Annotated in this window: 20 protein-coding genes and 1 pseudogene; 10 read left to right on the top strand and 11 right to left on the bottom strand. The window is 43.3% G+C overall.

Annotated features, from left to right (window positions below):
* Nucleotides 1-6: 6 nt before the first annotated feature.
* The 10 genes and pseudogenes from DW862_RS03465 to DW862_RS03415 form a co-directional block, all read right to left on the bottom strand.
* On the bottom strand, nt 7-1,236 hold the full coding sequence (locus DW862_RS03465) for a site-specific integrase (RefSeq protein ID WP_120067292.1): 1,230 nt from the start codon (nt 1,234-1,236) through the stop codon (nt 7-9).
* Nucleotides 1,237-1,521: 285 nt separating this feature from the next.
* A pseudogene (istA, locus tag DW862_RS03460) lies at nt 1,522-2,625 on the bottom strand (IS21 family transposase); the annotation flags it as partial.
* Between the two features lie 161 nt (nt 2,626-2,786).
* Nucleotides 2,787-3,062, bottom strand: coding sequence for a helix-turn-helix domain-containing protein (locus DW862_RS03455; protein WP_087306331.1), 276 nt, complete (start codon nt 3,060-3,062; stop codon nt 2,787-2,789).
* A 120-nt stretch (nt 3,063-3,182) separates the two neighbouring features.
* Nucleotides 3,183-3,380, bottom strand: coding sequence for a reverse transcriptase domain-containing protein (locus tag DW862_RS03450; protein ID WP_008775183.1), 198 nt, complete (start codon nt 3,378-3,380; stop codon nt 3,183-3,185).
* Nucleotides 3,358-3,708 carry a reverse transcriptase N-terminal domain-containing protein gene (locus tag DW862_RS03445; protein ID WP_004308130.1) on the bottom strand — a complete coding sequence of 117 codons (351 nt, stop codon included), beginning with the start codon at nt 3,706-3,708 and terminating at the stop codon, nt 3,358-3,360. Before DW862_RS03445 ends, DW862_RS03450 begins: the two co-directional genes overlap by 23 nt.
* Nucleotides 3,709-4,679: 971 nt before the next feature.
* Complete coding sequence (locus DW862_RS03435; RefSeq protein ID WP_182423205.1) at nt 4,680-5,441, bottom strand: glycerophosphodiester phosphodiesterase family protein; 762 nt, start codon at nt 5,439-5,441, stop codon at nt 4,680-4,682.
* A 43-nt stretch (nt 5,442-5,484) separates the two neighbouring features.
* Nucleotides 5,485-7,377 (bottom strand): RagB/SusD family nutrient uptake outer membrane protein, encoded by a 1,893-nt coding sequence (locus DW862_RS03430; protein WP_004312654.1) that lies wholly within the window; start codon nt 7,375-7,377, stop codon nt 5,485-5,487.
* 18 nt (nt 7,378-7,395) lie between these two features.
* Nucleotides 7,396-10,554 carry a TonB-dependent receptor gene (locus DW862_RS03425; protein WP_087306328.1) on the bottom strand — a complete coding sequence of 1,053 codons (3,159 nt, stop codon included), beginning with the start codon at nt 10,552-10,554 and terminating at the stop codon, nt 7,396-7,398.
* A gap of 391 nt (nt 10,555-10,945) precedes the next feature.
* Nucleotides 10,946-14,914, bottom strand: coding sequence for a two-component regulator propeller domain-containing protein (locus tag DW862_RS03420; protein ID WP_032849363.1), 3,969 nt, complete (start codon nt 14,912-14,914; stop codon nt 10,946-10,948).
* A 72-nt stretch (nt 14,915-14,986) separates the two neighbouring features.
* Complete coding sequence (locus tag DW862_RS03415) at nt 14,987-17,035, bottom strand: hypothetical protein (protein WP_004318649.1); 2,049 nt, start codon at nt 17,033-17,035, stop codon at nt 14,987-14,989.
* Between the two features lie 231 nt (nt 17,036-17,266).
* Between DW862_RS03415 and DW862_RS03410 the strand changes: the two genes are divergently transcribed.
* Nucleotides 17,267-17,509, top strand: a complete 243-nt coding sequence (locus DW862_RS03410; RefSeq protein WP_004318648.1) for a transposase — start codon at nt 17,267-17,269, stop codon at nt 17,507-17,509.
* A gap of 156 nt (nt 17,510-17,665) precedes the next feature.
* On the opposite strand, the gene DW862_RS03405 is transcribed toward DW862_RS03410, so the two are convergent.
* On the bottom strand, nt 17,666-18,793 hold the full coding sequence (locus DW862_RS03405; RefSeq protein ID WP_004312658.1) for an AraC family transcriptional regulator: 1,128 nt from the start codon (nt 18,791-18,793) through the stop codon (nt 17,666-17,668).
* Nucleotides 18,794-18,970: 177 nt separating this feature from the next.
* Between DW862_RS03405 and DW862_RS03400 the strand changes: the two genes are divergently transcribed.
* The 9 genes from DW862_RS03400 (at nt 18,971) to DW862_RS03355 (ending at nt 26,039) form a co-directional block, all read left to right on the top strand.
* A complete protein-coding gene (locus DW862_RS03400; protein WP_004312659.1) occupies nt 18,971-20,257 on the top strand; it encodes an IS1380-like element ISBfi1 family transposase in 1,287 nt (428 codons plus the stop codon).
* 768 nt (nt 20,258-21,025) lie between these two features.
* Entirely contained in the window at nt 21,026-21,232 is a 207-nt protein-coding gene (locus tag DW862_RS03390) for a hypothetical protein (protein ID WP_087306324.1), read from the top strand.
* Nucleotides 21,233-21,385: 153 nt separating this feature from the next.
* Entirely contained in the window at nt 21,386-21,841 is a 456-nt protein-coding gene (locus tag DW862_RS03385) for a ferritin-like domain-containing protein (RefSeq protein WP_087306322.1), read from the top strand.
* 80 nt (nt 21,842-21,921) lie between these two features.
* On the top strand, nt 21,922-22,569 hold the full coding sequence (locus DW862_RS03380; protein WP_087306321.1) for a MarC family protein: 648 nt from the start codon (nt 21,922-21,924) through the stop codon (nt 22,567-22,569).
* A gap of 46 nt (nt 22,570-22,615) precedes the next feature.
* On the top strand, nt 22,616-23,098 hold the full coding sequence (locus DW862_RS03375; protein WP_004308118.1) for a ferritin: 483 nt from the start codon (nt 22,616-22,618) through the stop codon (nt 23,096-23,098).
* A gap of 23 nt (nt 23,099-23,121) precedes the next feature.
* Nucleotides 23,122-24,174: a class I fructose-bisphosphate aldolase gene (locus DW862_RS03370; RefSeq protein WP_004308117.1), complete on the top strand. Its 1,053-nt coding sequence runs from the start codon at nt 23,122-23,124 to the stop codon at nt 24,172-24,174.
* Between the two features lie 12 nt (nt 24,175-24,186).
* Nucleotides 24,187-24,936 (top strand): 2,3-diphosphoglycerate-dependent phosphoglycerate mutase, encoded by a 750-nt coding sequence (gpmA, locus tag DW862_RS03365; protein ID WP_004308116.1) that lies wholly within the window; start codon nt 24,187-24,189, stop codon nt 24,934-24,936.
* Between the two features lie 76 nt (nt 24,937-25,012).
* Nucleotides 25,013-25,441 (top strand): Hsp20/alpha crystallin family protein, encoded by a 429-nt coding sequence (locus DW862_RS03360; protein ID WP_004308115.1) that lies wholly within the window; start codon nt 25,013-25,015, stop codon nt 25,439-25,441.
* 100 nt (nt 25,442-25,541) lie between these two features.
* A complete protein-coding gene (locus DW862_RS03355) occupies nt 25,542-26,039 on the top strand; it encodes an RNA polymerase sigma factor (RefSeq protein ID WP_004308114.1) in 498 nt (165 codons plus the stop codon).
* The last annotated feature ends 1 nt before the right edge of the window (nt 26,040 follow it).

Genomic DNA, 26,040 nt, shown 5'->3' with positions numbered 1-26,040 from the left:
TTAGGATTAAAGAATGAGTTTCAAATCACGGGTCGCCTCGATGAACCTGTCCATGTCCTCGAACAGTTTCTTAGGGGTCACGCGCGCGTAGACTTGGGTGGTCTTTATATTGGAGTGTCCCAGCATTTTGCTGATGGTCTCGATCGGCACCCCCTCCTCGAGCGTGACCAGGGAGGCGAAAGAATGTCTTCCCATGTGGTAGACGAGGTCCTGGCTGAGCCCCGCCATCAGGCGCAGGGATTTCATGTTGGCCCTGAGCGTGTGGTAGTCCTGCGGCGGGAAGAGGGTGGCGCGGGTATCGTCACGGTACTTTTCGATCAGTGCGAGGGCCTCCGGCAGCAGCTTGACGCGTCCGAGGTAGTCGGTCTTCTTCCGCCGGTATTTCAGCCAGAGGCTGCCCTCGTCATCCCAAAAGAGGTTCTCCCGGGTGATGCTTACCACATCGGCATAGGCGGTACCGGTGTAACAGGCGAAGAGGAAGAGATCCCGGGTGATGACATGTGGCCTGCGTTTTTCCGGTATCTCCAGATCACGCAGCTTCTCGAAATTCTCACGGCTGAGTGCTTTCGGTGTTGTCTCCTTCTGCTTGGGCAGCTTGAAGTGGCAGAAATGATATTTCTCCGAGTGCCCTTCCTTGTAGGCGATGCGGCAGATCTTTTTCAGGATGGACAGGTAATGGCGCACCGTCTCCATCGCCAGTCTCTTCTTTTCCAGGCAGAAATCCTGATAGTCACGGATGAACTGCTCGTTGAGCTGTCCGAAGGCGAGGTCCGAGACCTTGAATTCCGTTTTGATGAATTCGGCAAGGGGGCGCCGGGTGTACACGTAGGTCGACATTGTCGTCGGTGCACGGTCCACGCCCACACGGGCCTTCATCTCCTCGTTGTGCCGGTCGAGAAGTTTGAGCAGGGTCATCTGCATGCCCGCGTTACCCTGGAACATGTCCCTGACCGCGGCGGCATCGAAATCCTTTTTCCTTTCCATGAGGGAATTGAAGGCCGAGTGTACGGCAAGCAGCAGTCTCTCTATTTTTTCATTGGTCTCCACCGCTTCCCGGCTCTTGCCGTTCAGCCGGCTCTCACGCGCGTTCCATAGTCCGGGGGTACAGGAGAGCTTGCAGCTGAACTGCGCCATCGTGCGGTTGAGGGTGATCCGTCCCATGATCGGGGCTTTGCCGGTCTTGTCCGGCTCGCTCTTTTTCAGGTAGAGCAGCACCTTGAATTTTTCCACTTTCATAACGCTCTTTTTTAGGTTGTAAAAATACTCCTTTGAAAAGCGTCCTTTGGCATGCAAAACATTGATAAACAGTGAATACAAATCCGCTTTGTCCCTATCGGTAAAAATTCGGTTACCTGCCGTTGTTTCCGAAACAGGCGGCTAACAGTCTGGTAACTGAAACGTTGCAATATTTTGTTTTCTTTTGCAGGTCTGTCTGTTCTGTAATTCTCGCAAAATGCTTAATTATAAACGATTTACGTTTAATTCTCGTCATTCTGTTTTTTATTGCATTTCTAAATTTTACTTCACCGTGTCGGCATCATAGAGAATCGTCATGCGCCTGCCTACATACTCTTTTGGAACACTGTAATGGTGCTTGAACAAGGAAACGTAAGAGTTCTTTCCCACGGTCATCAGTTTCCTTTCTTTCATTACGTAGCGTTTCACGGGAAGCGGACGAAGATAATCCTTCTCTCCATGAAGGAATATTTCCTTGCGTGACATCTCCCGTCCGGCCATCACCTTTTCATTGAAATCAAGCAAGGAAATATGGATGGCGGTATTGAGTTCCTCCAAACTGGAAAATGTCATTCCCTCTATATCAAGGTAAATGGAACGGTAGAGGAGCTTTACGGCATTTTCTACCAAAGCCTTGTCCTTGGGGTGACGCACACGAGCAGGATAGACCACACAGCCGTAATATTCGGCAAAAGCGGCGAAATCATCATTGATGACAGGTTCGTTGCGGTCGCTTCGTGTGACGGCAGCCTTCAGATTGTCGGGGACGATAGCCGCAGGAACACCTTCAAAATATTGAATGGCATTCTCGCATGCCTTTATCAGGTCTTCCTTGCGTTGCGACCATACGGCTTCGCAGTAGGTATAATGGCTGAACGGAAGGATGGCAACAAATACCTCGGATTTCTTCGTCTCGCCCGTCATTTCATCAACAACTTCAAGTCTGTCACCGGCAAAGTCAATATACATCTGCTCTGCGGCATAGTGCTCTACATGACCGACAACCTTAATGTGAAACCTGTATTCGCTGACAATCCGTTTGAAGGAAGACAACTGATAGCCGTCCGGATATTCGGTATGGTACTCCTTGAACAGTTTTCGGACACTCATACCTTTGCGTGACAGACGAGATACATATCCGGGAAGCAAGGCCTCCAATTCAATCCTTTTGGATGAAGGCTCCCGATGCCGGGTATCCGTGCAGCCGAACAGTTCATCCAACTGTCCATTGGGCAGGGAAAGAAGCTGTTCAATACTCTTGCCGCTTGAAAGGAATAAGCGGACATATTTGCGGACTGTATTACGGGAAATATGAAACGTAGATGCCGTTTCCTTGATTCCTATGCCAGCCGCATAACATCTTAAAATATTTTTGATTCGTTTATTCATTTGTATAGATTTTATTTTCTCCCCCGTTACACCAGGACAAGGGTACTCAAATCTACACAAAAAAACTATAATTATAGGTGAAGCAAGTGGGCAACACTATTTTAGCCAAAGGGGTCAATCATATTTTAGCCAAAAGGGATAATTCTGCGTGGCCAAAAGGGTCAAAGTTGAGTGGCTTTTCCACGCTCCCCCTCTTCTTGTCTCACGCACAGATTAAGGATAATGGTTTCAATTTCAGGTGTTATCTTCATATTGGCAAGTCTTGATGGACGTTTAGACTTATCGGACAATTCCGACTTGCCTTGTTCTTTCTCGCAATTTATCCAACGGTATAACGTGGAACGGGTAATCCCGCACCGAAGGGCAGTTTTTGTCACAGAACCCGTTTCGACGTATAGCTCAAGCCATTTTTGGCGCATCCGTATATCTTCTTTCATGCTACGAAGATACGGATTAAGATTTGCCAACGAAAAGAAAAAGTGTAGCGTATCTATTGATACTTTGCAATTAAATACTACTCCGCTTTTCAGCCATCTCCTTAATACCAGCCTGTCAATCTACACATTGTTGAGAAGCCATTCATGATTAATATGATCAAAACAACCCTTAATGTCACCTTCCAGTATCCATTGTGGTAAACAGTCTCTACTCAACCATCTATGAAGTGCGTCTATTGCATCTGCAGTACTTCTAAACTTTCTGAACCCATATGAGTTCGCATCCGCTTCACTTTCAGTTATAAGTTCTAAAGCCATAAGATATATCCTGCACGGCTCTGTCCTTCATGGTTGGTATTCCCAAAGATCTTGTCTTGCCATTTGCTTTGGCTATGTTGACCTTCCTCAGCGGGAAGGCCTTATATCCTCTCCTTTTCAATAAACATATAGCTTCTATTTTCTTGGCATCAGTGTCCCACTTCATATGGTCAACCCCTGCCGTACGTTTACCTTTATTGGAAGTTACTTTCCTTATCGCCAATGCCTTGGCTTCGTAGGAAGTGGCAAGTAGGTACCGTAAGGCCTTTACCTTGTTGTACCTCTTTTCTTTGTGGGCCTTTGCTATTCGGACCTGCAGTTTTCTCACCTTACGCTCATATTTGGAAGAATCGATATCTTTTCATGTCGTGTTTCGTACGGTTAAAGATGCACACTCGGCTTTTGCCTTGCTCATTTGCAGTTTCTTCATTTTATTAAAGTTCTACAATCGTTTCACAAAGAATTACCCTGCGGAAGTCTGCCTGATTTCGCATGGGGTGATGTTTAAACCTCTATCCTCCGCATTACACAGAATCATTCACTTTCTCCGCAATCCTTTACCCGCACCACATTCGGCTTTTCTTGCAATTGGCTTACCTGCCTGACATAGACAGGAGAAATACGGGTTTACCAAGTTCCGTACAAGTAACTGACGCCCGACTTAGAGCCCGCCCCTCCACCGCCAGTATGATGTCCGTGTAGCCTTACATTCCCAAAAGACTATCCTGACTACCCACCTTTTGGCTATAGCTTATAAATATCCGTAAGCTATTTCTTTATTACGATGGTGTAGCGATTCACATATGTTACTCATATCAGTCAGCCTAACAGCCTATACATTGGATATTTCTGTAAAGGACTGCATTGTCAAGAGGGCTTCGCACTAAACCATGACTGGTAAAGCACGCCTCTTTAGACTACTATTGACAGAACAATAGGTTCAGGCACAGTGCTGAACAATTACTTGTACGACTTCTTGTCGCACGGAATACCTAAAGATACAAAAAGGCCAACTAATTCGCAATAATTTGGCTATGAATTAGTTGGCTAATTTTATATTATTTAATAAATACCCCTATTCAGTTCGATTAATGGAGCTGAACTATAAATTTGGACGTTTGCCTTCTTATACAAGATTGACATTCATTGTTTCCGCTATTGTTTTGTTTTCAATCAGCATTCAACTGTATCAACATGAACAGTCGTTTGAAAACTTGAAACTCATTTTCCAAAAACATAAATAATCAACAGATTATTAAAGGTAATCAGTTGGACTATACATTATCTCAGAAAATATATCTATTTGACCTTCATTATATCTTTCAACAGTCCCAACGGCTCATCTGTAGTGATAAAGTCGACTTTATCCCAAAAGTATTGCATGTCCTCTTTTTTATTAACCGTCCATACATTCACTTTTAGCCCCAAGGCATGGCAACTTTCAATCCAATCGGTATAACGGTAAAATTCAGAGAAGTGATAATCCGGTCCGGCACTACCCAATTCTTTCAGTTGTTGTGGAGATAAGTCCCCTTTCAGATAATATACAGGAGTGCTTGTGGGAGCCTGACGGATCAGTTCCTTTAATGCGTGAGACGAAAAGGTGATATATATCATCCGGGGTTCGAGTCCCATCTTCTTTATCATCGAAACGATCTCTTCAACAGCTTTTATCTCCCGTTCGGGTTTACTATGAGCTTTCAACTCCAGCACCAGCTTCAAAGATGTTTTCCGCTTAGCTGTTTCCAGAAGCTCTTTTAAGGAGGGTACGCATTCTCCATTCGCTAACCATAACCCGGTTAATTCCTTCAGAGTGGACTCTTCAACCTTATGCCCTTGAATAATCCCATCATGGCTAACCACCAAACCATTATCTTTTGTCAGCCAGACATCAAACTCCGAACCATAACATCCTATAGAATCCGCTTTCAACAAAGATGTAATGCTATTCTGTGCTGATCCTTGGGTTTTCCAGAAACCACGATGGGCAATCACCCGTGTTTGTGCCGAAGTATTGGCAATCATAAACATAATTACCAATAAACACATTACCTTTTTCATTTTGTCCTTTCCTCTAATTGTTAGTTATATAAGAGCTGATTCTCTAGTATCCCGGATTCTGCACTAGATTGGGATTTACTTCTATCTGATCTTGTGGAATAGCAAGCCAATAGTTCTTGGGAGCGGTAAAATTACGAACGCCGGTTTCTTTCATGTCCGTAAGTTTATAAAAACTATCAGCGGTTTTTCCGGATAATGTCCAGGATTTCTGATAACGCATCATTTCAGTATGGGCAATTTTCCAACGGCGCATATCATGGAAACGTCTGCCTTCCATAGCCAATTCAATGGAGCGTTCATCATGTAATATTTCGCGCAACTTCTCTCCTGAAGGAATACCACCGGCTTTTGCCCATGAATCTGCAAAGGTAGGTAATCCGCAACGTTCACGTACTTTATTCAAATAGGACAGACTGGCAGTACTCAGTGTGCCGCTATATTCGAAATCCGCTTCTGCATAACTCAGATAGAGTTCGGCCAGACGCATATAAGGAAAGCACCAACGGTTGTAGGTTATTTGATCGGTAGTCCTATTATAGGTATCATATTTAGACACCCATTTCTGACAATAATAACCGTTGTCCGTTTGATACTCATCCTTGGCATTGCCATTATTCTGCTGCATTTCACCACGTCTGCATTTGAGCACTATTGTCTTTCCCTGCACGTCATAATTTCCACGATCAAAGCCAATAGAGGCATAAAAGCGCGGATCACGATTCCTGTGAAAACGTACCGTACTATCACCTGGTGCAATGGAATACGGATCAAGCTTCTTAGTCTCGGGGTCATCTGCCCAAGGTAGACCGTTCTTGGTATAATACCTACTCACACAATCCCACGTCGGGAATAAGGACCCTCTAAAACCTTTGGTCGAATAACTTGTAAATTCAACACGAGGAGCCATATTCTTGATACAGTAGGAAATAGTTCCCTGTTCAGCAAAGCCAAACAGGACTTCATTCCAGTTAAATCCGCTACCACTGATCCCATCACCGACAAAGGCTTCATGATAGTTTTTCTTCCCTTGCTCCAAGTCATTGGTCGAATTTCCATAAAGTTTGTAACCGTTCTCTTCGCAAAGGTCTATGGCCTCTTTGGCAGCATCCATCGCTCTCTTCCACTTTTCCCGGTCATAAGTCTGGTTAATCAGAAAAGTGCCGTCGGGGTTTTTAAAGTCGGAATAAAACTCACTATTCCCATTGACTAACGGCGAGGCGGCATAAAGCAACAGCCGAGCCTTGAAAGCCAAGGCAGCAGAAGAGGTAGCCCTGTTTCTCTTACTTGAATCCCATACGCCAGGAAGTAATCTAGCTGCTTCCGAATATTTATTGGCAATGAAATCGACACATGTATCATAAGGAGAACGGGAGGTCATCATCTCGGCCGGAGAACTTTCCATTGGTATTTCCTTGTCAATAATAACTATCGGTCCATAGTACTCCAGCATGATCTGATGATAATACCCGATCAAAAACAGCACTTCACCTTTCCACCAGCTCAGGTTTTCGGGGGTAATGTCCGATACCCTATCCAGATTATTAAGCACATTATAGCAATTGCGGATACTTTCCCATACTGCTTTCTTCACAGCACCCTGCGGATAAGATTTTGCTGTATTGCTCCATAATGAGTAATAAGTCGTTGTTGGGGATTCTTCCCCATAAACCAGACTGCGGAAATGAAACCAGCGCGTTGTTCCTCCTTTGCTCGTTATGATTTCGTTTCCTCCGGTAAAATCAGGAAATTGTTGGGGATGGAAATAGTTAGGGATATTCGCGTAGCAAGACAGTACCATTCCTTCAGCCTGATATTGTGTCCGGTAGATATCATCCACGGTAGCAGTACCTTGCGGAACCACATCAAGAAAATCACATGATGCCATCATTAAACAGCCGATTGCCGACAGGCATAACTTTGTATATATATTTTTCATAACTTATTCTGTTCTTAATTAATAATGAAACTGAATTCCGATCTTGGCCGTGCGCTGTAGCGGATATTTCAAACCATTCCCACTTCCCATTTCAGGATCCCAGGTACTGAACGGAGAGAATGTCAGCAAATTAGTACCTGCTGCATACACACGCAGCCACGGGAAGAAGGAATAGCCCAGTTCGGCATTCTTCAGGCGCAGGAAAGCTGCGTTACGTAGGTAATAAGTGCTGGTTTGCGCATTGTTCGTGATAAATTCGGGTGATAATCGGGGATAGGCGGCACCGGCTACATTATTGCTTTCCGACCAGTGGTCATCAACGATATACTGTGCAATGTTATATCCTTTATGGCCCGCTTCGCTGAACGGATGAATATCGCTCATCATTAAACTGACTTTGGCCACTCCCTGGAAAAACAGAGACAAATCCCACTTTTTATACTTCAACGTTCCTCCAAAACCATAGATAATCTCCGGAATTTCAGGATTGCCGATAATCGTCCTGTCATAACCATTCACCACGTTATCACCATTCAGATCTTTATATTTAATATCTCCCACCGTATAATTTCCGAACGACTGTTTGGGAGATCTGTCTATTTCCTCCTGAGAAGTAAACAATCCGTCAGACACATATCCCATAATACTGTTTATCGGGTGTCCGATTCTTGAAGAATAGGGTTCTACATTCACCGGTTCGTCTATCTCCGTAATCTCATTATGCGCATAGGTCAGACTACCGTTCAGGCGGAGCACCCAATCTTTGCCAATTACTTTGCTGTATGCTACACTCATATCCACACCCTTATTCTTTACCGAGCCAATGTTGGCATAAGGCAGCATACCTGTCACTCCCATTGTTGAAGGGACGGACGAACGTTGCATAAAAATTCCACTACGGTCTTCCTTGAAATAATCAATGGTTATATCCATAGATTCAAGAAGGGTCATATCGACACCTAAATTCAGCTTTTTCGATTTCTCCCATGTAGCGTTCGCATTACCATAAATATTTACAAGCGGCCCATTCACGCGGGTACCGCTACCAGTCCACCAATCCAAATTATTATTCATACTGACTTCTGTTACATAGGGAAAGCGAGTGGCAAGCGCATCATTTCCGGTCAATCCATAAGTAGCTCGGATTTTCAGAGTGGAAACTGTTTTTTTTAACGGTTGGAAAAACTTTTCATTAGAAATAGTCCATCCTAGGGCAATCGCAGGGAAGAATCCGAAACGATGCCCGCTTCTGAAATTCTCCGAGCCATTATAACCAAAGGTAGCCTCAAGCAGGTAACGCTGACCAAAACTGTAGGTCAGACGTCCGGCCATCCCTTGCTCACGGTAAGGAAGAAGATCTTTTTCAGCTCCGCCGTCCTTCACTTTCTTGGTTTCTTTCATGTGGTAAACAAGGGTAGCTCCCACATCATGTCCACCAAACTGGCGTGAGTAGTCCAGCGCTCCCTGTAAAGACCAGACACTCTCTGTCGGATCACGCCCGGAATTGCTCTTCAGATAAGGTTCTCCCGGCTCACCGATAGTCGAAGTCTTATAAAGGTAGTTTCCCTGATCATCCATCGTATAGTCATCAGATACTTTATAGTAGAAAGGTACAATCCAATGATCCAGCCAGTTAAAACTGTAATTATAGAAAGATGCCAGTCCGGTGAGTTTTAACCCTGGTGTGACAAACTTCAAGTCCTGTTCGAGATTGAAAGCGGTCGTCATATAGACATAATTTCGTTCCGTATAACCTTCACTCAATTTGGCGTAAGGATTCGGCTCTGATTTTCCCACATCCCACGGATCATTGCTACCGTAGCGGATGTATGTATCCCCTGGTTCAGCAGGAAGTGTAGCAGGAAAACGTACGGGATTCCCATGCATGGAATAGGCGAACAAATTCCGGGTACTTGTTTTGGGGGCATGGTGGTAGAACAACTGCGTATTCATATTTAGCCCCACTTTCGTCGTAGAGGTAACACGGGCTGTCACATTACTCTGAAACAGGTATTTCTTGTTGCGCATACCCACATCAAGCTTATCTTCCTTGGGTTGCCGGATGATACCATTTTCATAGAAGATTCCAGCATTCAGGAAGTAATCCACATTTTTGCTTCCGCCCTTGATGGAGATATTCAAATTCTGATTAACGGCGAAGTCTTTGAACAACATACTGTACCAGTCATTGTTTGGGAACAGGTAGGGATTTGCATTGGCACGTGTTTTATCTATCTTATCCCGGCTATAGAAAGGCTCATACTCTTGGTTATTGGAAATAGCCTGATTATAAACGGCTTCATTATACATATCCATGTAAGTCGGGCCATCTGCCATTTTCTGCACATAGGTAGGCATGGAGAAAGTATTATCAAAGCGGATATCTACAGACATTTTCTCGGAAAGCTGTCCTTGCTTGGTAGTAACGATGATAACTCCGTTAGCCCCCCGTGAGCCGTATAGGGACGTTGCCGTAGCATCTTTCAGCACAGAAAACGACGCGATAGATTCTGGAGGAATATTGTTCATCATCGTAGCGTTGATTTCCACACCGTCAAGTATGATCAGCGGTGAGGTATTCGAACCAAAAGTTGATATACCACGTATATAGAATTTCGCCTCATCAGAGCCTGGTTCACCCTGTGTTTGTACGGCGATGATACCTGGAACGTTCCCGGCAAATGAAGTACTAAGATTACTGGATGTCATCTTCAGGTCTTCCGGCTTCACTGCCTGCACAGCTCCCACGAGGGATTCTTTCTTTTGTTTGCCAAAACCGACCACGACCACTTCATCCAGCATCATACTCCTGTCCGGAGTCAAATTAACGGAAATGAACTTCTTATCTTTTACCACTACCGTTTTCTTCTGGTACCCAACATATGAAATGGTCAATGATGCGTTCTTTGCCAACTGTATAGTGAATATACCGTCCACATCTGTTATAACCCCGTTCTGCGTTCCACTTTCCAATACGGTAGCTCCAATAACAGGCTCTCCGTTTTCGTCTCCCACATATCCTTTCGTTTCTGCTTTTACTTCTTTTTGCTGGCTCTCGTCGATCTTTCTATTATCTGCCGCCGTTACAACGGAAACGGGAAATAATGTGAAGGCTAACCATAACAGGATGCAACAGCTTTCGCTGGTAAGGCATCCTTGTTTTACTTTACAGTTCATATATCAATAGATTTTTTGATTAGTAGTGTAGATTTTTCTCTGAAATACAGGGAGGTGTGTCGTAATGCACGATGTACCCTCTTTTTTATTCATTACTATACAACTCTGTTCATTTTCTTTTCTATTATTCATTGTGTGTGCAATTTATTTTATAATTATTTCTTTGACTTTATATAAATTACAGTACAAATTCTCAAACTAAGAATCGTTTATATATACGATAGGAAAACAACTCTCTCTTCCGCCCGAAGGCTGGCTGGCAAAAAAAAGTAAATACCTTGTCATACATCAAATTTAGTTGTTAATATATTTGCAAAATTACCCGGAACAACTCGGATAAAATATCAGAAAATGACCTGATATTATAAAATTTAAAGCAAAATACATATTACTAGTGCGATATGAAATCTTTAGGCAGTACTCCGAACTGTTTTTTAAAACAGCTTGAAAAATAGGAGGGGGTACTGAACCCTACCATGTAAGAGACTTCCACCACTCCATAGGTTCCTTCTTTCAGTATGGAAGCTGCCTGCTTCAAACGGAAAAGGCGGAGATATTCGTTCGGACTCATATTTAGGATTCCTTTCAATTTCCGGTAAAAGTTGGAACGTCCCATATTCATTGCATCCGCTATATCATCAATTTGCAGGTCCGTATTATCAAGATGGCGTAATACATACTCATTTAACTTGCTAATAAACATCTCATCGGCCTTTGTCTGCGCCATTGCATCTGCTTTGATAAAAGGAAATTCAATAAAGTGACGGCGTAATCTTTCCCGATTACTCAACAGATTTGCTACATTGGCACGAAGATACTCCATAGAAAACGGCTTTTCAATATACGCATCCGCCCCTTCTTCAAGTCCTTCGATTCTTGATTCCAGATTAGTTTTAGCTGTCAATAATATTACAGGAATATGACTATAGTCCAGATTTTGTTTCAGATGCTTGCATAATTCAACCCCGTCCATCAGAGGCATCATAATGTCACTTATTATCAGATCCACAGATTTCTGTTCAAGAACGTCCAACGCCTCGACCCCATTTTCCGCAATCAGTACATGATACAATGAAGACAATTGCCTGAACACAAAAGCAAGCATATCCTTATTATCTTCTACAACCAATATGGAAGCAACCTCTCTTTTATCTTTATCAGAAACTTCACGATCTTCATCATCATACCCAGGTTTCTTATGTTGTTCTTCCGAATCATCCGGAAGTGTCTGGTGTAATATTGGAATGGAAAGAATGAAACGGTTACAATCTAGCTCCCGGTCCATCACCAGCATACCTTGATGCAACTCTGCCAAGTAACGAGCCATAGCTAATCCGATGCCTGTGCCCGAGACAATATCTTTCCCGTCCCGGTATTGGACAAAAGCTTTAAAAATATTTTCACGCATTTCGATAGGGACTATATTCCCATCATTACTCATAGAGATAGTGAACACCTCATTCTTCTCATCAACAGACAAATGGAGATAAACGTATGTCCGGGCATATTTCAATGCATTAGCAAACAGATTACTGAGAATTTTGGTCAAAGCCTCTTTGTCAACAGAAGCCAACAATTCTTCCTCTGGAACTTCTACTTCAAGTTTAATTCCCCTTTGCTTTGCCAAAGTGGTGAAATACTTATAAACAGAGTGGACGATAGTACCGATATTATATTCTTTCGGATTCAATTTAAAACCTTTATTTTCCGCTTTACGGAAATCAAGTAATTGGTTTATCAGGTTCAGTAACCTCTCCACGTTCTGATCCATAATTTCCAATTCCATCCTTACATTTTCGGAGAGTTCCCTATCAGCAAGTACATTCTCCAATGGGCACTTTATCAGTGTTAAAGGAGTACGGATTTCGTGTGCCACATTTGTAAAGAAATCTATCTTAGTGGTGTAGAGTTCCTGCTCCTTTTCCTGTTCGAACTTCTCCATCTCTTTACGCTGCTTTTCAATAGTACGCTTCCTTAAATAAAAGAAGAGGGCGAAAAATGTACCGAGTATCAATAGGATATAAATCAGGTATGCCCATACGGATAAATAAAACGGGGGCAATATCCTGATCCCCAATGTGCGTACATCTGGATTCCATACACCATCACTATTCGCACCTTTCACGCGTAACATGTATGTCCCATAAGGTAAATTGGAATACGTAATAGGGCCCTTACCCGCTGTATGCCATTCGGAATCATACCCTTCCAGTCTATATAGCAGTGTATTCATGCTCGGTGACTGATAACTTATCGCAGCTATCCTGAAGGAGAACGAATTCTGATTTGACTGAAGTTCGATATGGTTTGACAAAGTGATACTTTGTTTCAATGGAGAGCCTTTTTCTCCGACTACCACCTTTTTATTAAAGAGCATAAAATCGGTAATCAAAACAGAGGGTAAAAAATCATTATCAATAAAGGAGGAGGGGGCAAAGGAGATGAAACCGTTAATACAGCCAAAATAAATCCGTCCATTCTTATCCTTATAGCTGGACTGGTAATTAAACTGGTTACTCAGCAACCCATTAGCAACTGTATACACTTTAAAACTGGAATTCTTCGGGTTAAAATGCACCAGCCCTTTATTGGTTGAAACCCAGAACAATCCCTTTTCATCTTCTTCAATCCGATAAATGACGTTGCTTGGCAGACCGATACCGTCATAACGGACAAAGGTGTTGGCGGAAGGCACAAAGCGGCAGAAGCCACCTCCTTGTGTGGTAAACCATAGCTGATTTTGACTGTCTTCAAAAATACTCAGCACCTTATTGGATGGAAGGGTGGACGAGTCTGCTTCCTCATGTACGAAATGTTCCCAACCACCTGTACGGACATTCTTTTTATAGACGCCATCGGCATAAGTTGCCAGCCATAAATTCCCCTGCTTATCCTCCTTTATATAATAAACAAACGTCCACCCAAGTTCGGGGACGCGTTTAAAACGTTCCGTATCTGGGTTGTACCGAAACAATCCTATTGTTGTTCCAAGATACAGATCGCCCGCAGTTATCCGGCAGATAGAAAAGATATCACTTGCAATATTATCATAGTGCTTTACAGCGTATGTCCTCAAATCAATACGCTTCAATCCTTTTGCAAAATTCCCAACCCACAGATAATCTCCGTCCAAATACAATCCGTGAACATTATGATAAATATCCGGATGAATGAACGGTTCGATTTTTCCAGTACTAGGATAATAATGGAAAAGCCCCTTATCTTCTGTACCTATCCAGAGTGTGCCGTCATGGGCGGCACAAAACTCCCGCACCCTTTTTCCCATTTTGTTTGATTCTTTCTGGGGATAGACTTTATCAAAGTAGGTATATTGCCGGGGGTAATAATTCACACCCCCAAAATAAGTCCCTATCCACATTCCGCCTTCACGGTCTTTGAGAATCGAATAGATGGCATTGTCAGAGATTGAATAGGGATCACCGTTGACGTTCTGCAAGTGGATGATTTTTGCCGTGTGCAGATTATAGATATAAAGTCCCGATTCGGTTCCTATCCATAATTCGTCATCTGAATAAAATGCAAGTTCCCTGATATAAATATCACCTCCCAATTCATCCTTGGAAAGAAGGGTACGGATAGTCTTATTAGTTAGGTTCACTTCTTTCAGTCCGAATACAGTTCCCACATACATGCAATTATAGGGTCCGGGGAGCAATTTATAGATGTATTCATCTCTGAAAGACACTTTTGAATCTTCTGGAAAAATCGGAGTTAAAGTTTTAAGCTTGTCTTTTGAATAATACAGATTTCCATCACGTATGTCCAACCAGCAGACATCGTCCGAATCAAAATAGAGTTGGCCGGAAGTTTTAAGGTTCAGAGTACCGGACCCGTCCGACTGATAATTAACCAACTGGCTATCCTGGGGATTGTAATAGAAGATTCCCCGCGTCTGAGTTACAACCCAGATACCTCCTTTCTGGTCCCCAGTTATCAGATTGACCGTACAGTCTATATCTATGTTTGGATTACTTATCAGAGTAAAATGCCTGACCTTTTCCATTTGTGGGCAATAGACATATAGGCCTACGTCTGTCCCAATCCATATTTGCCCAAGATTGTCTTCATACAAAGAAGTGATGAAATTATTGCCCAAGGTTCCGGATTCTTTCATGAAAGTCCGAAAAGAGATACCATCATACCGGTCAAGACCATCCTTCGTCCCAAACCACATAAATCCTTGTTTATCCTGAAGGATGGCATGGACCGTATTCTGGGATAATCCATTATTGATATCAAGTGAACGGAATGCATATTGTCCTTCATTCAGAACGGCAAGGGAATAAAGAGGCATCAAAGAAAGAAGTATTAATATAACTAAAATACGTAGTCTCTGCATTGTCTTAATTGTTAGTTTCATTAATTAACATACAACAGGATATAAGAATATCCTGAAAAGTGGATATCAGAGCTATTTCAACAGTATATTCTCAGTACGTCCCGGTGTCAGCAATTCCCAAAGGGATGCTACCGTCCAACCGGGAGCAAACATGTCATTATAATATCCTTTTCCATTCCTTCCATAATCCCAGTTGGTGTGCTGGATCACTTCCGGATAATAACCAACTTTTATCACTCCACACATATGTCCTTTATAAGGAAGTAACTGGCACATGGAAGTAGAAATGACTTCAGCAAAATCAGAGAAACGAGGTTCATTATACTCTTTGGAAAGCCAACGGAGCACATCGGCAAATTCAAAAATAAATACATCAATATGATTATTCTCCACCGAGACATTTCCCCAGCCGCGAGTTTTCAGACCGATATCACCCAACATCTGCCCGGGAGCAAACGGAACGTCCCAGACGTAATACCAGGACAAGGCAAAATAAGCCGCTTTTCGTGTCAGAGAGGCATAGTGGTTATGTTCCGTACCATTTGTTATCAATGATAAATAGTAAGTTGCCGTAGCGGTATAGAGGGAAGCTTCCTTATCCTCACAGTTTGCATCCAGCGTAGAGGAGAAATAGTCAGCCTTTGATATAAGCTCTTTTTCCAGATATTCCGCAGTACGCCGGGCAGCGGACAGATAGCGTTTGTCCTTAAAATATTTATATCCCATAACCAGAGGTAATGTAGCGGATGGAGTACTTCCTCCACTTCCGTCAACAACTGTAAAGTCATCATGGAATTTACGTGGAAAACTTCCATCTGGATTTTGCAGTTGCAAGAACATATCGAGCATTTTCTTTAAGCGTTGTTCCCAATCAGGATGGTGACGTTTATACTTCTGTTCATAATTCAGATAATGAAACATGGCATAAATTCCTTCCGACTGACGACGTATGCTATGCACTGGGCGTTCTTCTTTCACATCACTATCATTTTCCAGATTTACCCATTCACGCAAATAACCGGTTTCCGTAAAGCCATTTTCTAAGTAACTATCAAATATCTTTTTACTGCTAGCTGCAAGGTCATCACGTCCATTCTCATTGCCAAACTCCCATGCATTGAAAGCGTTTAGAAGTACGCGACCGACAAAACCTATCTCTGCTACATTCATGTTGGCACAGGCTGCCACTTTCATTTCAGGGCTGGAGTAATAGGCAAGAGCTTTGTCCCCAACAAAACTTTCCACAAAATAATTGCTCAGCACTCCTTTTATCTCTTCTGGAGAAAAAGGTATTTTCACAGGTTGGGGACGGTATGTATCATAACAATATTCCCAAGTATGGCAAATAAAATCTGAGTAGTCTGTAGCCTGCCCCTCAATAAATTCCCAGGTCAGGAGTACTGTTTCTCCTTTTTTTAGATATTGGAAAGATGTAACCTCCGGAGCCAGCGTCAACTTACGAATATAGGTTTTAGGAGCTTCTCGGTAAGGAAATCCAAAAGATAGTGTTGATGTTCCGTCATGGCTCTCAAAGCCGGTGAACCCTAGGGACGTTTTGCCCGAGAGGATGATTTCGCCTGTTTGGTGGGTAGCAAGGGCATCCCATTGAAAATCGTCCTTGCGTGCCACAGTCATATAACGTCCATCTTTCTGATTGAAGATACCGGTAAGGGGTGAGCTCAGACGATCCTCACGTACCAGCCAACTCTCTGATATATGAAATGAAGGAGCACCTTTAGGAGAACGTAAATTGCGACTATACCAGAATCCTGGTAGATAAAACATACAGTCATTATGTCGGAAGCCTGTTTTCAACTGTTGTTGATAATTAAAGTACACGTCTTCCAATGCCGTAATACTTACTACCATTACACATTTAACATTGTCACGTTCTATTCTCTCTGTAATGATTAATGGTATTTTTTCTTCAGACTCTAACAGATAGATTCCCTTATCATCAACGGCTCCTTGAAAAGCAAGGGAATAGTTTCGTGATTGATTACCGGGAACCTTCAAGGAGACTTGTGCAGATATTCTTTTATATATATCATTAACAGTCCTAGCATCAATAGTAATAGTACAGATCATCAGGCAACAAAGCATACATCTTAATTTTGTCATATAAATCAGATAATTTAGTTTATTAATATTCTTTTAATTTGCGTTCCAAAATTAGGATATTACGTATACAAAGAATGTGATTTTTTGAGCAATTATTATAAGATTTCAGTAGAATTCATAAGAAACAGCCCATTAAGTATTTATTTTTTTAATCCTCTATTAAGATCCCATTACAATATACACTTATATTTTTATTGGGATATTTAATACTACAAATGTAAATGTGTCAGAATGCGGGCACAACCTCAGGTCCCTAGCCTTTGTATTGACGAGACTTCTTTAAGCTGCGGAGAATTATATACTGTTGTCACTAATCGTGCGGGACGTGGTGGCAGAGGTACACTTGTGACCATGATACGTGGCACGAAGTCTGAAGACGTCATAAAGGTGCTTGAAATGATTCATGTCTCCAAGCGCAAGACAGCCAAAGAGGTCACTTTAGATCTTTTGCCGACCATGATGCGGATCGTCTGAACGGCTTTTCCCAATGCCACTATGACAAGTTATCGGTTTCATGTACCTTAATTCCGCAATACTATTGTAAATTAAATCTTTTAAGTAGAGGTTGTGTCAAAACGCTGACACACCTCTTTTAAATGCTATTTAATGCGAAATTACAAAAATACGCATTTAGATGGAGGCAAACTGTTTGCGCCATTGGCTAGGTGACATGCCCGTTTTTTGTTTGAATATACGATAAATCCATGTGTGGGATGAGAAACCGCACTCTGTGGAAATAGCGTCAATGCTATATTCGGGGTTGGCTTTCATCATGCGAACAGCCTCATTAAAACGAATGTCGCTAAGCCAGGTTCTAAAATTGGTGTATTCTGACTGATTGAAGTATTCTGTCAGTTCGTTTTTCTTGTATCCCAACTTGGTAGCTAGCGAATAGATGTTAACTTCATAGTCCTTATAAAATCCCTCTTCACACCATTTCTTGAGGGCTAATTCTATTTCCATCTTTCTATTAGCTGTCAAGATATTTGTGCCATGAGTGTTCTTGCCGTCTTTCATGTCTTCTGCTTCCGTGACTTTTGCTTCTGCGTCATTTTCCTCAGGAATGACTTCTTTGGGTGTGATGTAATAGCCCATAGCAATGAAAGTGTGGACGAAAAAGATGACAGAGAGTAATATCAAGGGACCTATTATATATAATAAGGTATTGAAGAGGATTGCTACAGGAAGGAGTCCAGCAGCAAAGTATAGCAAAATGATGCTGGCTTGCGAATAGCGCACGTATGGAATCAAGTCGATTCCGAAATTCTCCATGAGCTTCTGCTTTCGGGCTTTTGTTTCTTTGCGAATGATAAGAATAAAATATGCCATGCTAGCCACAAAAAGACCGAGCATCACATAGAGCATATTGCCAATGTGTAAACTTTGACTTTTGAACATGCCAATGACGAAAACTATGGCGATGAGTATGTATGCCATCATACCACGTAAACAATACCGTCGCACTTTGTTGCCTGTGCTCTCTATGTTGATTATGGAGAGAGTGATGGCAAATGCCACTGGAGTATAGAACAATATGTTGAATGCTGCGCCCACATCGGTACCTTGTGCACGGAGTCCATGAATCATCTGTAAGAGGTAGTGGACGGAGAAGAATAGCATGGATGCAACGAGAATCCATCTTGATATTTCGTAGCGCCACACCTTCCATCTCACCTGCAAACTTGCCATGGCTAATTGCAATGCTAGCATGGCTGTAATGACGCAACATACAAGTTGTAATATGAATAACGATTTCATAGTATTGTTATTACCTTAATTCCGCAACACTATAAATTTTAACTTTTATAATATCCTGAACAACAAAAAGTTCTTGGACAAGCCAAGCGGCAAAGCCGAGCGGCTCAGGATTTTGTCATGTCAAAGGATTCACTTAACTTAGTGTTGCAAAAATAGTCAAACAAAACCTCATCAAGCATGGTAAAAGTACAAATAAAATCCGAGAAACTCACATCTTTTGGTGGTATATTTCCAATTATGGAGAAATTCGACAGGATGTTGTCTTGTACAATAGACTCTACTTTAGGTTTGCGTAGCAAAGTGTATGGCTATCAATATAGCGAGATAATACGTTCTCTGATGTGCGTATATTTCTGTGGAGGGTCATGTGTCGAAGACGTGACCTCACACCTTATGGAAGCACTTTGCTTGCATCCACCCCTCCGTACATGCAGCGCAGACACAATACTTAGGGCCATTCGTGAATTGACCACACCGAATCTGACCTACAGGTCTGATTCGGGCAAAAGCTACGACTTCAACGTGGCTTCCGACCTTAACAATCTGCTTGTCAATGCATTGCTGGCAACTGGACAGTTGCTGCCAGACAATGAATATGACTTTGATTTTGACCACCAGTTCATTGAGACGGAGAAATTTGACGCAAAAATAACCTACAAGAAGTTTACCGGTTACAGTCCAGGAATAGCAACGGTCGGCGATGTCATCGTCGGGATAGAGAACCGCGACGGCAATACCAATGTCCGTTTCCATCAGGAAGACACTCTAAAACGTATTTTTGAGCGTTTGGAGAATGCCAGAATACATATAAACCGTGCGAGGATGGATTGTGGCTCATGCTCTGAGGCTATGGTGGAAATGGTGGAGAAGCACAGTCGGCATTTTTATATCCGCGCAAACAGGTGTGTATCGTTGTATGACGATATCTTTGCCTTGCGCGGATGGAAGACCGAATACATAAACGGTCACGAGTTTGAGATATGCTCCATCATTGCAGAGAAATGGGTCGGCAAAGCGTACCGCCTTGTCATACAGCGGCAAAGAAGCATCAACAAGGAACTCGACCTGTGGGAAGGGGAATATACATACAGATGCATACTGACAAATGACTATACTTCGACAGACCGTGACATCGTGGAGTATTACAACAAGCGTGGCGGTGCTGAGCGTGTATTGGACGACATGAACAACGGCTTTGGCTGGAAACGGCTGCCAAAATCGTTCATGGCGGAAAACACGGTGTTCCTGCTTCTGACCGCTTTAATACGAAACTTTTACAGACACCTCATATCTGACGCAAACATGAAGAGCTTTGGACTTAAACGCACAAGCAGAATCAAAACTTTTGTATTCAAGTATGTTTCTGTCCCTGCAAAATGGATTAAGACTGCAAGACAGCACATACTGAACATATACACAAGCAATGATGCATACATGATGGCCTTCAAATTTGATTTTGGGTAGCCTCAAATCTTCGTGGCCTTTTGCGTATTGCCTCAAGTCGCATCATGGGGTAAGGGGATTTTGTCTCTTGCGACTGCACCATTAGGGTTCTTTACGAAAACGAGTCGTTTTAGAGAGGTATCTGCAACCCCAGATATCAAAAATATTACAGGTTGCGGATTTTAGGATGTACAAAAGCTCTTTTATGAGGCAATTGATGAACTCAGGATTACTTATCGCTGAAGGGCACGGGATTTGGAGAGCGGAGAGCGATGAAATTCAGTGGCGCAGAGAGTAAAATAATAAAAAAGTTGGATTTTTATTGACGCGAATCAATTCTTTTAGTATTTTTGCCTTGTCTTTTACCAAAAAAGATTAATAACAGTAAGCGTTAGGCATTATCCATGTTCAGGAAATCCCCAATTTCAAGACAACAACTGGATAATACATTGGACGCTCCACGGGCTATGTATCTTATTAGTATATATAGGCGTGGGGCTTTGTGTATTATATGTTGTTGAGTATGGGGATACTTCTGAACGGTAATACCAAAGTTCCCACGCTTAACTTTATATAAACACAACTCCAGGGAACAGAGTTGTCATATAATCGCATTATGAAAGCAACTTGTTTCAAAACCGGACAGGTCCCGCCTTCCGTTTTCATTCCTCTGTCTGTTACTATCTTTAGTGGAATTCTCTGCCTTTTTGTTTCCATTCCTGCCCCTTTTCGGGACTTGCGGCTATTATTACACAAATTACATGCCAAACAGTTTCTCTGAATCCATTTATGGCATTCAATAATACCCCTGGACATACAGAAGAGGAACTTTGGAGACAAATACTCTCCCTGTCAAGGGAATTGCAGGAATGCAGGGCCTGCCTGCACTATCATAATACGCTGGACTACATATACGAGAAGATCAACATGATAGAAAAAGAACTGGATATCTTGTTGAGAATGTTGCAGAAAACTTGTGACAAAAAGACATTATAATTATATATTTTATGACTATTTGTCTTGTGAATATTAAAATTTATTTTGCGACTCCATAAGAGTCCGGTTTACAGATGCTATCACATAAATTCATGATTATTGCAGGATATGAATTACGATTTATTTTGTCTAATTTCAAATATCAGAACAGCCATGGATAAACGAATTGAATATGCGATAAACACATTGATCAATACAGAAATCTGGTCAACGAACCTGTACCTGTCATTGCAGGTCTATTTTGAGGGGCAGCAACTTCCGATATTGGCCTCATGGCTAAGTGTACAGGCACAGGACAATATGGGCAAGGTCTATCAGATGATGAACCGCATCTATCATGAAGGAGGTGCTGTAACCATCCATGAAATCAGGCGTGACATCCGGCAATGGCCGACACCGCTGGCTGCCTTGAACACCCTGCTTGAACATGAACAATATATATCCCGTCAGATATCCGAACTTCACGTACTATGCCAGAATACGGATTCATCCATCCATTCTTTCATCAAGGGGCTGTACACAAAACGGATATATGTAAGTACGGCGTTTATGGAATTGTTGCGTATCCTGGCCATGGAATATGAACGCAGGCTGCCCTGCTTCATATGATGTGTCAAATCGTGTAATCTGACCGGAGTTTATTGTTCACAGAGAAAATAATGGTCTAAAAATAAAACAAGTATCATCCTATGGATATATTCGCATACTCAATGTTGTGTTTCACTTCGTTGTTCACATTGATGGACCCCCTCGGAGTGATGCCGGTTTTCCTGCAGATGACCGAGGGCATGAGTGCCGGAGAACGCCGGAGCATCGCCTTAAAATCCTGCGCCCTCACGTTCGTCATACTGGTACTTTTCACCTTGTGCGGCAGGTTCCTGTTCCATTTTTTCGGGATCTCGACCAATGGTTTCCGGATTACGGGAGGTATCATCATCTTTAAAATCGGATATGACATGCTGCAGGCACACTTCACCCATGTGAAACTGAACGAGAACGAGAAAAAAGAATATTCCAGGAACATCACCGTCACGCCTCTTGCCGTTCCGATGCTGTGCGGTCCGGGTGTAATTTCAAGCGGCATAACACTGATGGAAGATGCCCCTGAGTATATTTTCAAAATTGCACTGGTTTGCGTGATCGCCCTAGTCTGTCTCCTCTCTTTCATTATCCTTTGCGTGTCAACGCGGCTTTTGAAAATTCTTGGAGAAACCGGAAATAATGTGATGATGAGACTGATGGGGCTTATTCTGATGGTCATCGCCGTGGAATGTTTCATAAACGGGATGCAACCTGTCCTGACAGATATTTTGAGACAAGCACACGCTTGCCCCTGAATATGAAAAATAAAAAATAGTACCAACATTAAAAATTAGATTCATTATGACCGAGAATTTACAAAAGGCCCTGAACGGGCAGATTACTGCGGAATTATGGTCCGCCAACCTGTATCTTTCAATGTCCTTCTATCTGGAAAAGGAAGGTTTTTCCGGCATGGCCCGCTGGATGCGCAAGCAATCGGCGGAAGAGACAGGACACGCATGTGCCATCGCCGAATATATGGCCAAACGTGAGGCGGAGGCAAAAGTGGACAAGGTCGATGTGGTTCCACAGGGTTGGGGCAGTCCCACCGAAGTCTTTGAACATGCCTTGGAACACGAGAGACATGTTTCCAGATTGATTGACGAACTGGTACATCTGGCTTCCGAGGAGAAAGACAATGCCACCCGTGATTTTCTTTGGGGATTTGTCAGGGAGCAGGTGGAGGAAGAGGCGAATTTCCTGAACATCGTAAACCTGATGAAGAAAGCCGGAGAGAGCGGCATCCTTTTCATGGATGCAAAACTGGGGGAACGCCAGTCCTGATTTGGAATAAAAAAACGACTGACATGAGCACGATTATTGATTTGTTGGGAACGCAGGCAGGATACTACCTGGACCATGTATGCAAGACAATAGACAAGAAACTCATCCATATCCCCGAGCCGAATATGATAGACAAGGCATGGGTGGATTCCGACAGGAATATACGCACCTTGGAGAGCCTGCAAGCCCTGTACGGGCACGGGCGTCTGGCCAATACCGGGTATGTCTCCATCCTGCCGGTGGATCAGGGGATAGAACATTCTGCCGGAGCATCCTTTGCACCCAATCCTCTTTACTTCGATCCCGGGAACATTGTGAAACTCGCTATCGAGGGAGGATGCAACGCCGTGGCATCCACATTCGGAGTTCTGGGAGCTGTGGCACGTAAGTACGCCCATAAGATTCCTTTCATCGTGAAGTTGAACCATAACGAGCTGCTGACTTATCCGAACAGTTATGACCAGGTCATGTTCGGTACAGTGAAGGAGGCATGGAACATGGGTGCCGTTGCCGTGGGGGCAACTATCTATTTCGGTTCGGAACAAAGCCGCCGCCAGATTGTGGAGGTCTCACAGGCGTTTGAATATGCCCATGAGTTGGGGATGGCCACGGTATTGTGGTGTTATCTGAGAAACAGCAGTTTTAAGAAAGACGGGATTGACTATCATGCGGCAGCAGATCTGACAGGGCAGGCCAACCATATCGGGGTCACCATCAAGGCTGATATCGTGAAGCAGAAGCTGCCGTCCAACAATGGAGGTTTTAAAGCCATCGGATTCGGTAAGACCGACGGGCGTATGTATACGGAACTGGTCTCCGACCATCCGATAGACCTCTGCCGCTACCAGGTGGCCAACGGGTATATGGGAAGGGTTGGCCTGATCAATTCGGGGGGCGAGTCCCATGGGACATCTGACCTGCATGATGCCGTCGTAACCGCAGTGGTGAACAAACGTGCCGGAGGTATGGGACTTATCTGTGGGAGAAAAGCCTTCCAGAAGACGATGAAAGACGGGGTCTCGCTTCTGAACACCATTCAGGATGTCTATCTGGATCCTTCGATAACCGTTGCATAAAAACTATATGGCATGAAAAGGATCGTATTGTTGAGACATGGCGAGAGCCTATGGAACAAGGAAAACCGCTTTACCGGTTGGACCGATGTAGACCTGAGTGATAAGGGGATCGCAGAAGCCTGTAAAGCCGGTGATATGCTGAAAGAAGCGGGATTCTCTTTTGAGGCGGCTTACACATCCTATCTGAAACGGGCTGTGAAAACGTTGAATTGTGTTCTGGACCGTCTCAATGAAGACTGGATCCCGGTGGAGAAAAGCTGGAGGTTGAACGAGAAACACTACGGCATACTTCAGGGACTTAACAAAAGGGAGACAGCAGACAAATATGGCGAGGAACAAGTCCATATCTGGCGGAGAAGTTACGGCGTGTCGCCCGAGCCGGTGAAGGAAGACGATCCCCGCTATCCGGGGAACGACACCCGTTACGCCGGTGTTCCCGAAATGGAACTGCCACGGACTGAATCCCTGAAGGATGCCGTCATGCGTGTCATGCCCTATTGGGAATGTGTCATCCTACCCACATTGATGCATAGGGACAACCTGCTTGTCGTTGCCCATGGAAACAGTCTGCGCGGGATAGTCAAGCATCTCAAGAATATTTCCGATACGGACATATCCCTCTTGAACCTGCCCACGGCAGTACCTTATGTATTCGAATTTGATGAACGGCCGGTGCTTGTCAGGGACTATTTCCTCGGAGACCAGGAGGAGATACGGAGACGGACGGAGGCTGTAGCCGAACAAGGTATGATCAGACGATAAGAGTCAGTCAATCAGACTGATTTGTATTGTCTTTTTGAATATTTTATTTATTAACAATTTAAAAAAGGAGGTAAAAATGGTACCTGTAAAAACAAATTCAAACTGGTTGCCGAGTATTTTTAACGATTTCTTCGAGAATGAGTGGCTGGCAAAAACGGGAGTTACGGCTCCTGCCATCAATGTCATTGAGAATGACAAGGACTACAAGGTTGAAATGGCGGCTCCCGGAATGACGAAGGATGATTTCAAGGTGAATGTTGACGAAAACAACAACCTGACAATCTGCATGGAAAAGAAAGAAGAGAAGAAGGAGGAGAAGAAAGACAAGAAGTATCTCCGCCGCGAATTCTCTTATTCCAAGTTCCAGCAGACCATCCTGCTACCTGAAAACGTGGAGAAGGATAAGATTTCCGCAAAAGTCGAACACGGGATCCTGTCCATTGAAATCCCGAAAGTGAAGGAGGAAGAAAAACAAAAAACTTCCAAGGCTATCGAGGTTAAATAATTCCATATCTGGAATGGTGTAAGGCCGGACAGGCTTTTCCTGTCCGGAGAGCCGTCCGGCCTTTAACAGGCACTTCCGGAACTGGGAACCGGCACAACCGATGAAGGAATTCAATTTTGAAAAAGAGCTGCTTAGCGTACAGGACGAACTGTTCCGTTTCGCGTACAAACTGACAGCGGACAGGGAGAAGGCGGAAGATCTGCTGCAGGATACCCTGCTCAAGGCAATGCTTCACAAAGAAAGTTACAACAAGAACACGAATTTCAAAGGGTGGCTGTTTATCATCATGCGTAACACGTTTATCAACGGTTACCGGGCGGAGGTCGGTCATACCCGTCTGTACATATCCTCCGATCCTGCATATTATTCGCGGATCATGGACGAGTCCCGTACAGAGGAAGTGGACAGGAACTATGACCTGGAAAAGATACGTAATGCCATCAAAAGTATACCGGAGTCGCATTTCATACCTTTTGAGATGTACCTGTCAGGGTTCAAATACCGTGAGATAGCGGAAAGAACCGGTGTGAGTTTGGGAACCATAAAGAGCCGTATTTTTCACTGCCGGAAAAAACTGAAAGCTATATTGGCAGAATGAA

This window comes from Bacteroides sp. AM37-9, assembly GCF_003603455.1.
In the GTDB taxonomy this organism is placed as follows: domain Bacteria; phylum Bacteroidota; class Bacteroidia; order Bacteroidales; family Bacteroidaceae; genus Bacteroides; species Bacteroides xylanisolvens.
Note: the sequence above shows the minus strand (reverse complement) of the source record. Positions and strands in the feature narration are given on the sequence as shown.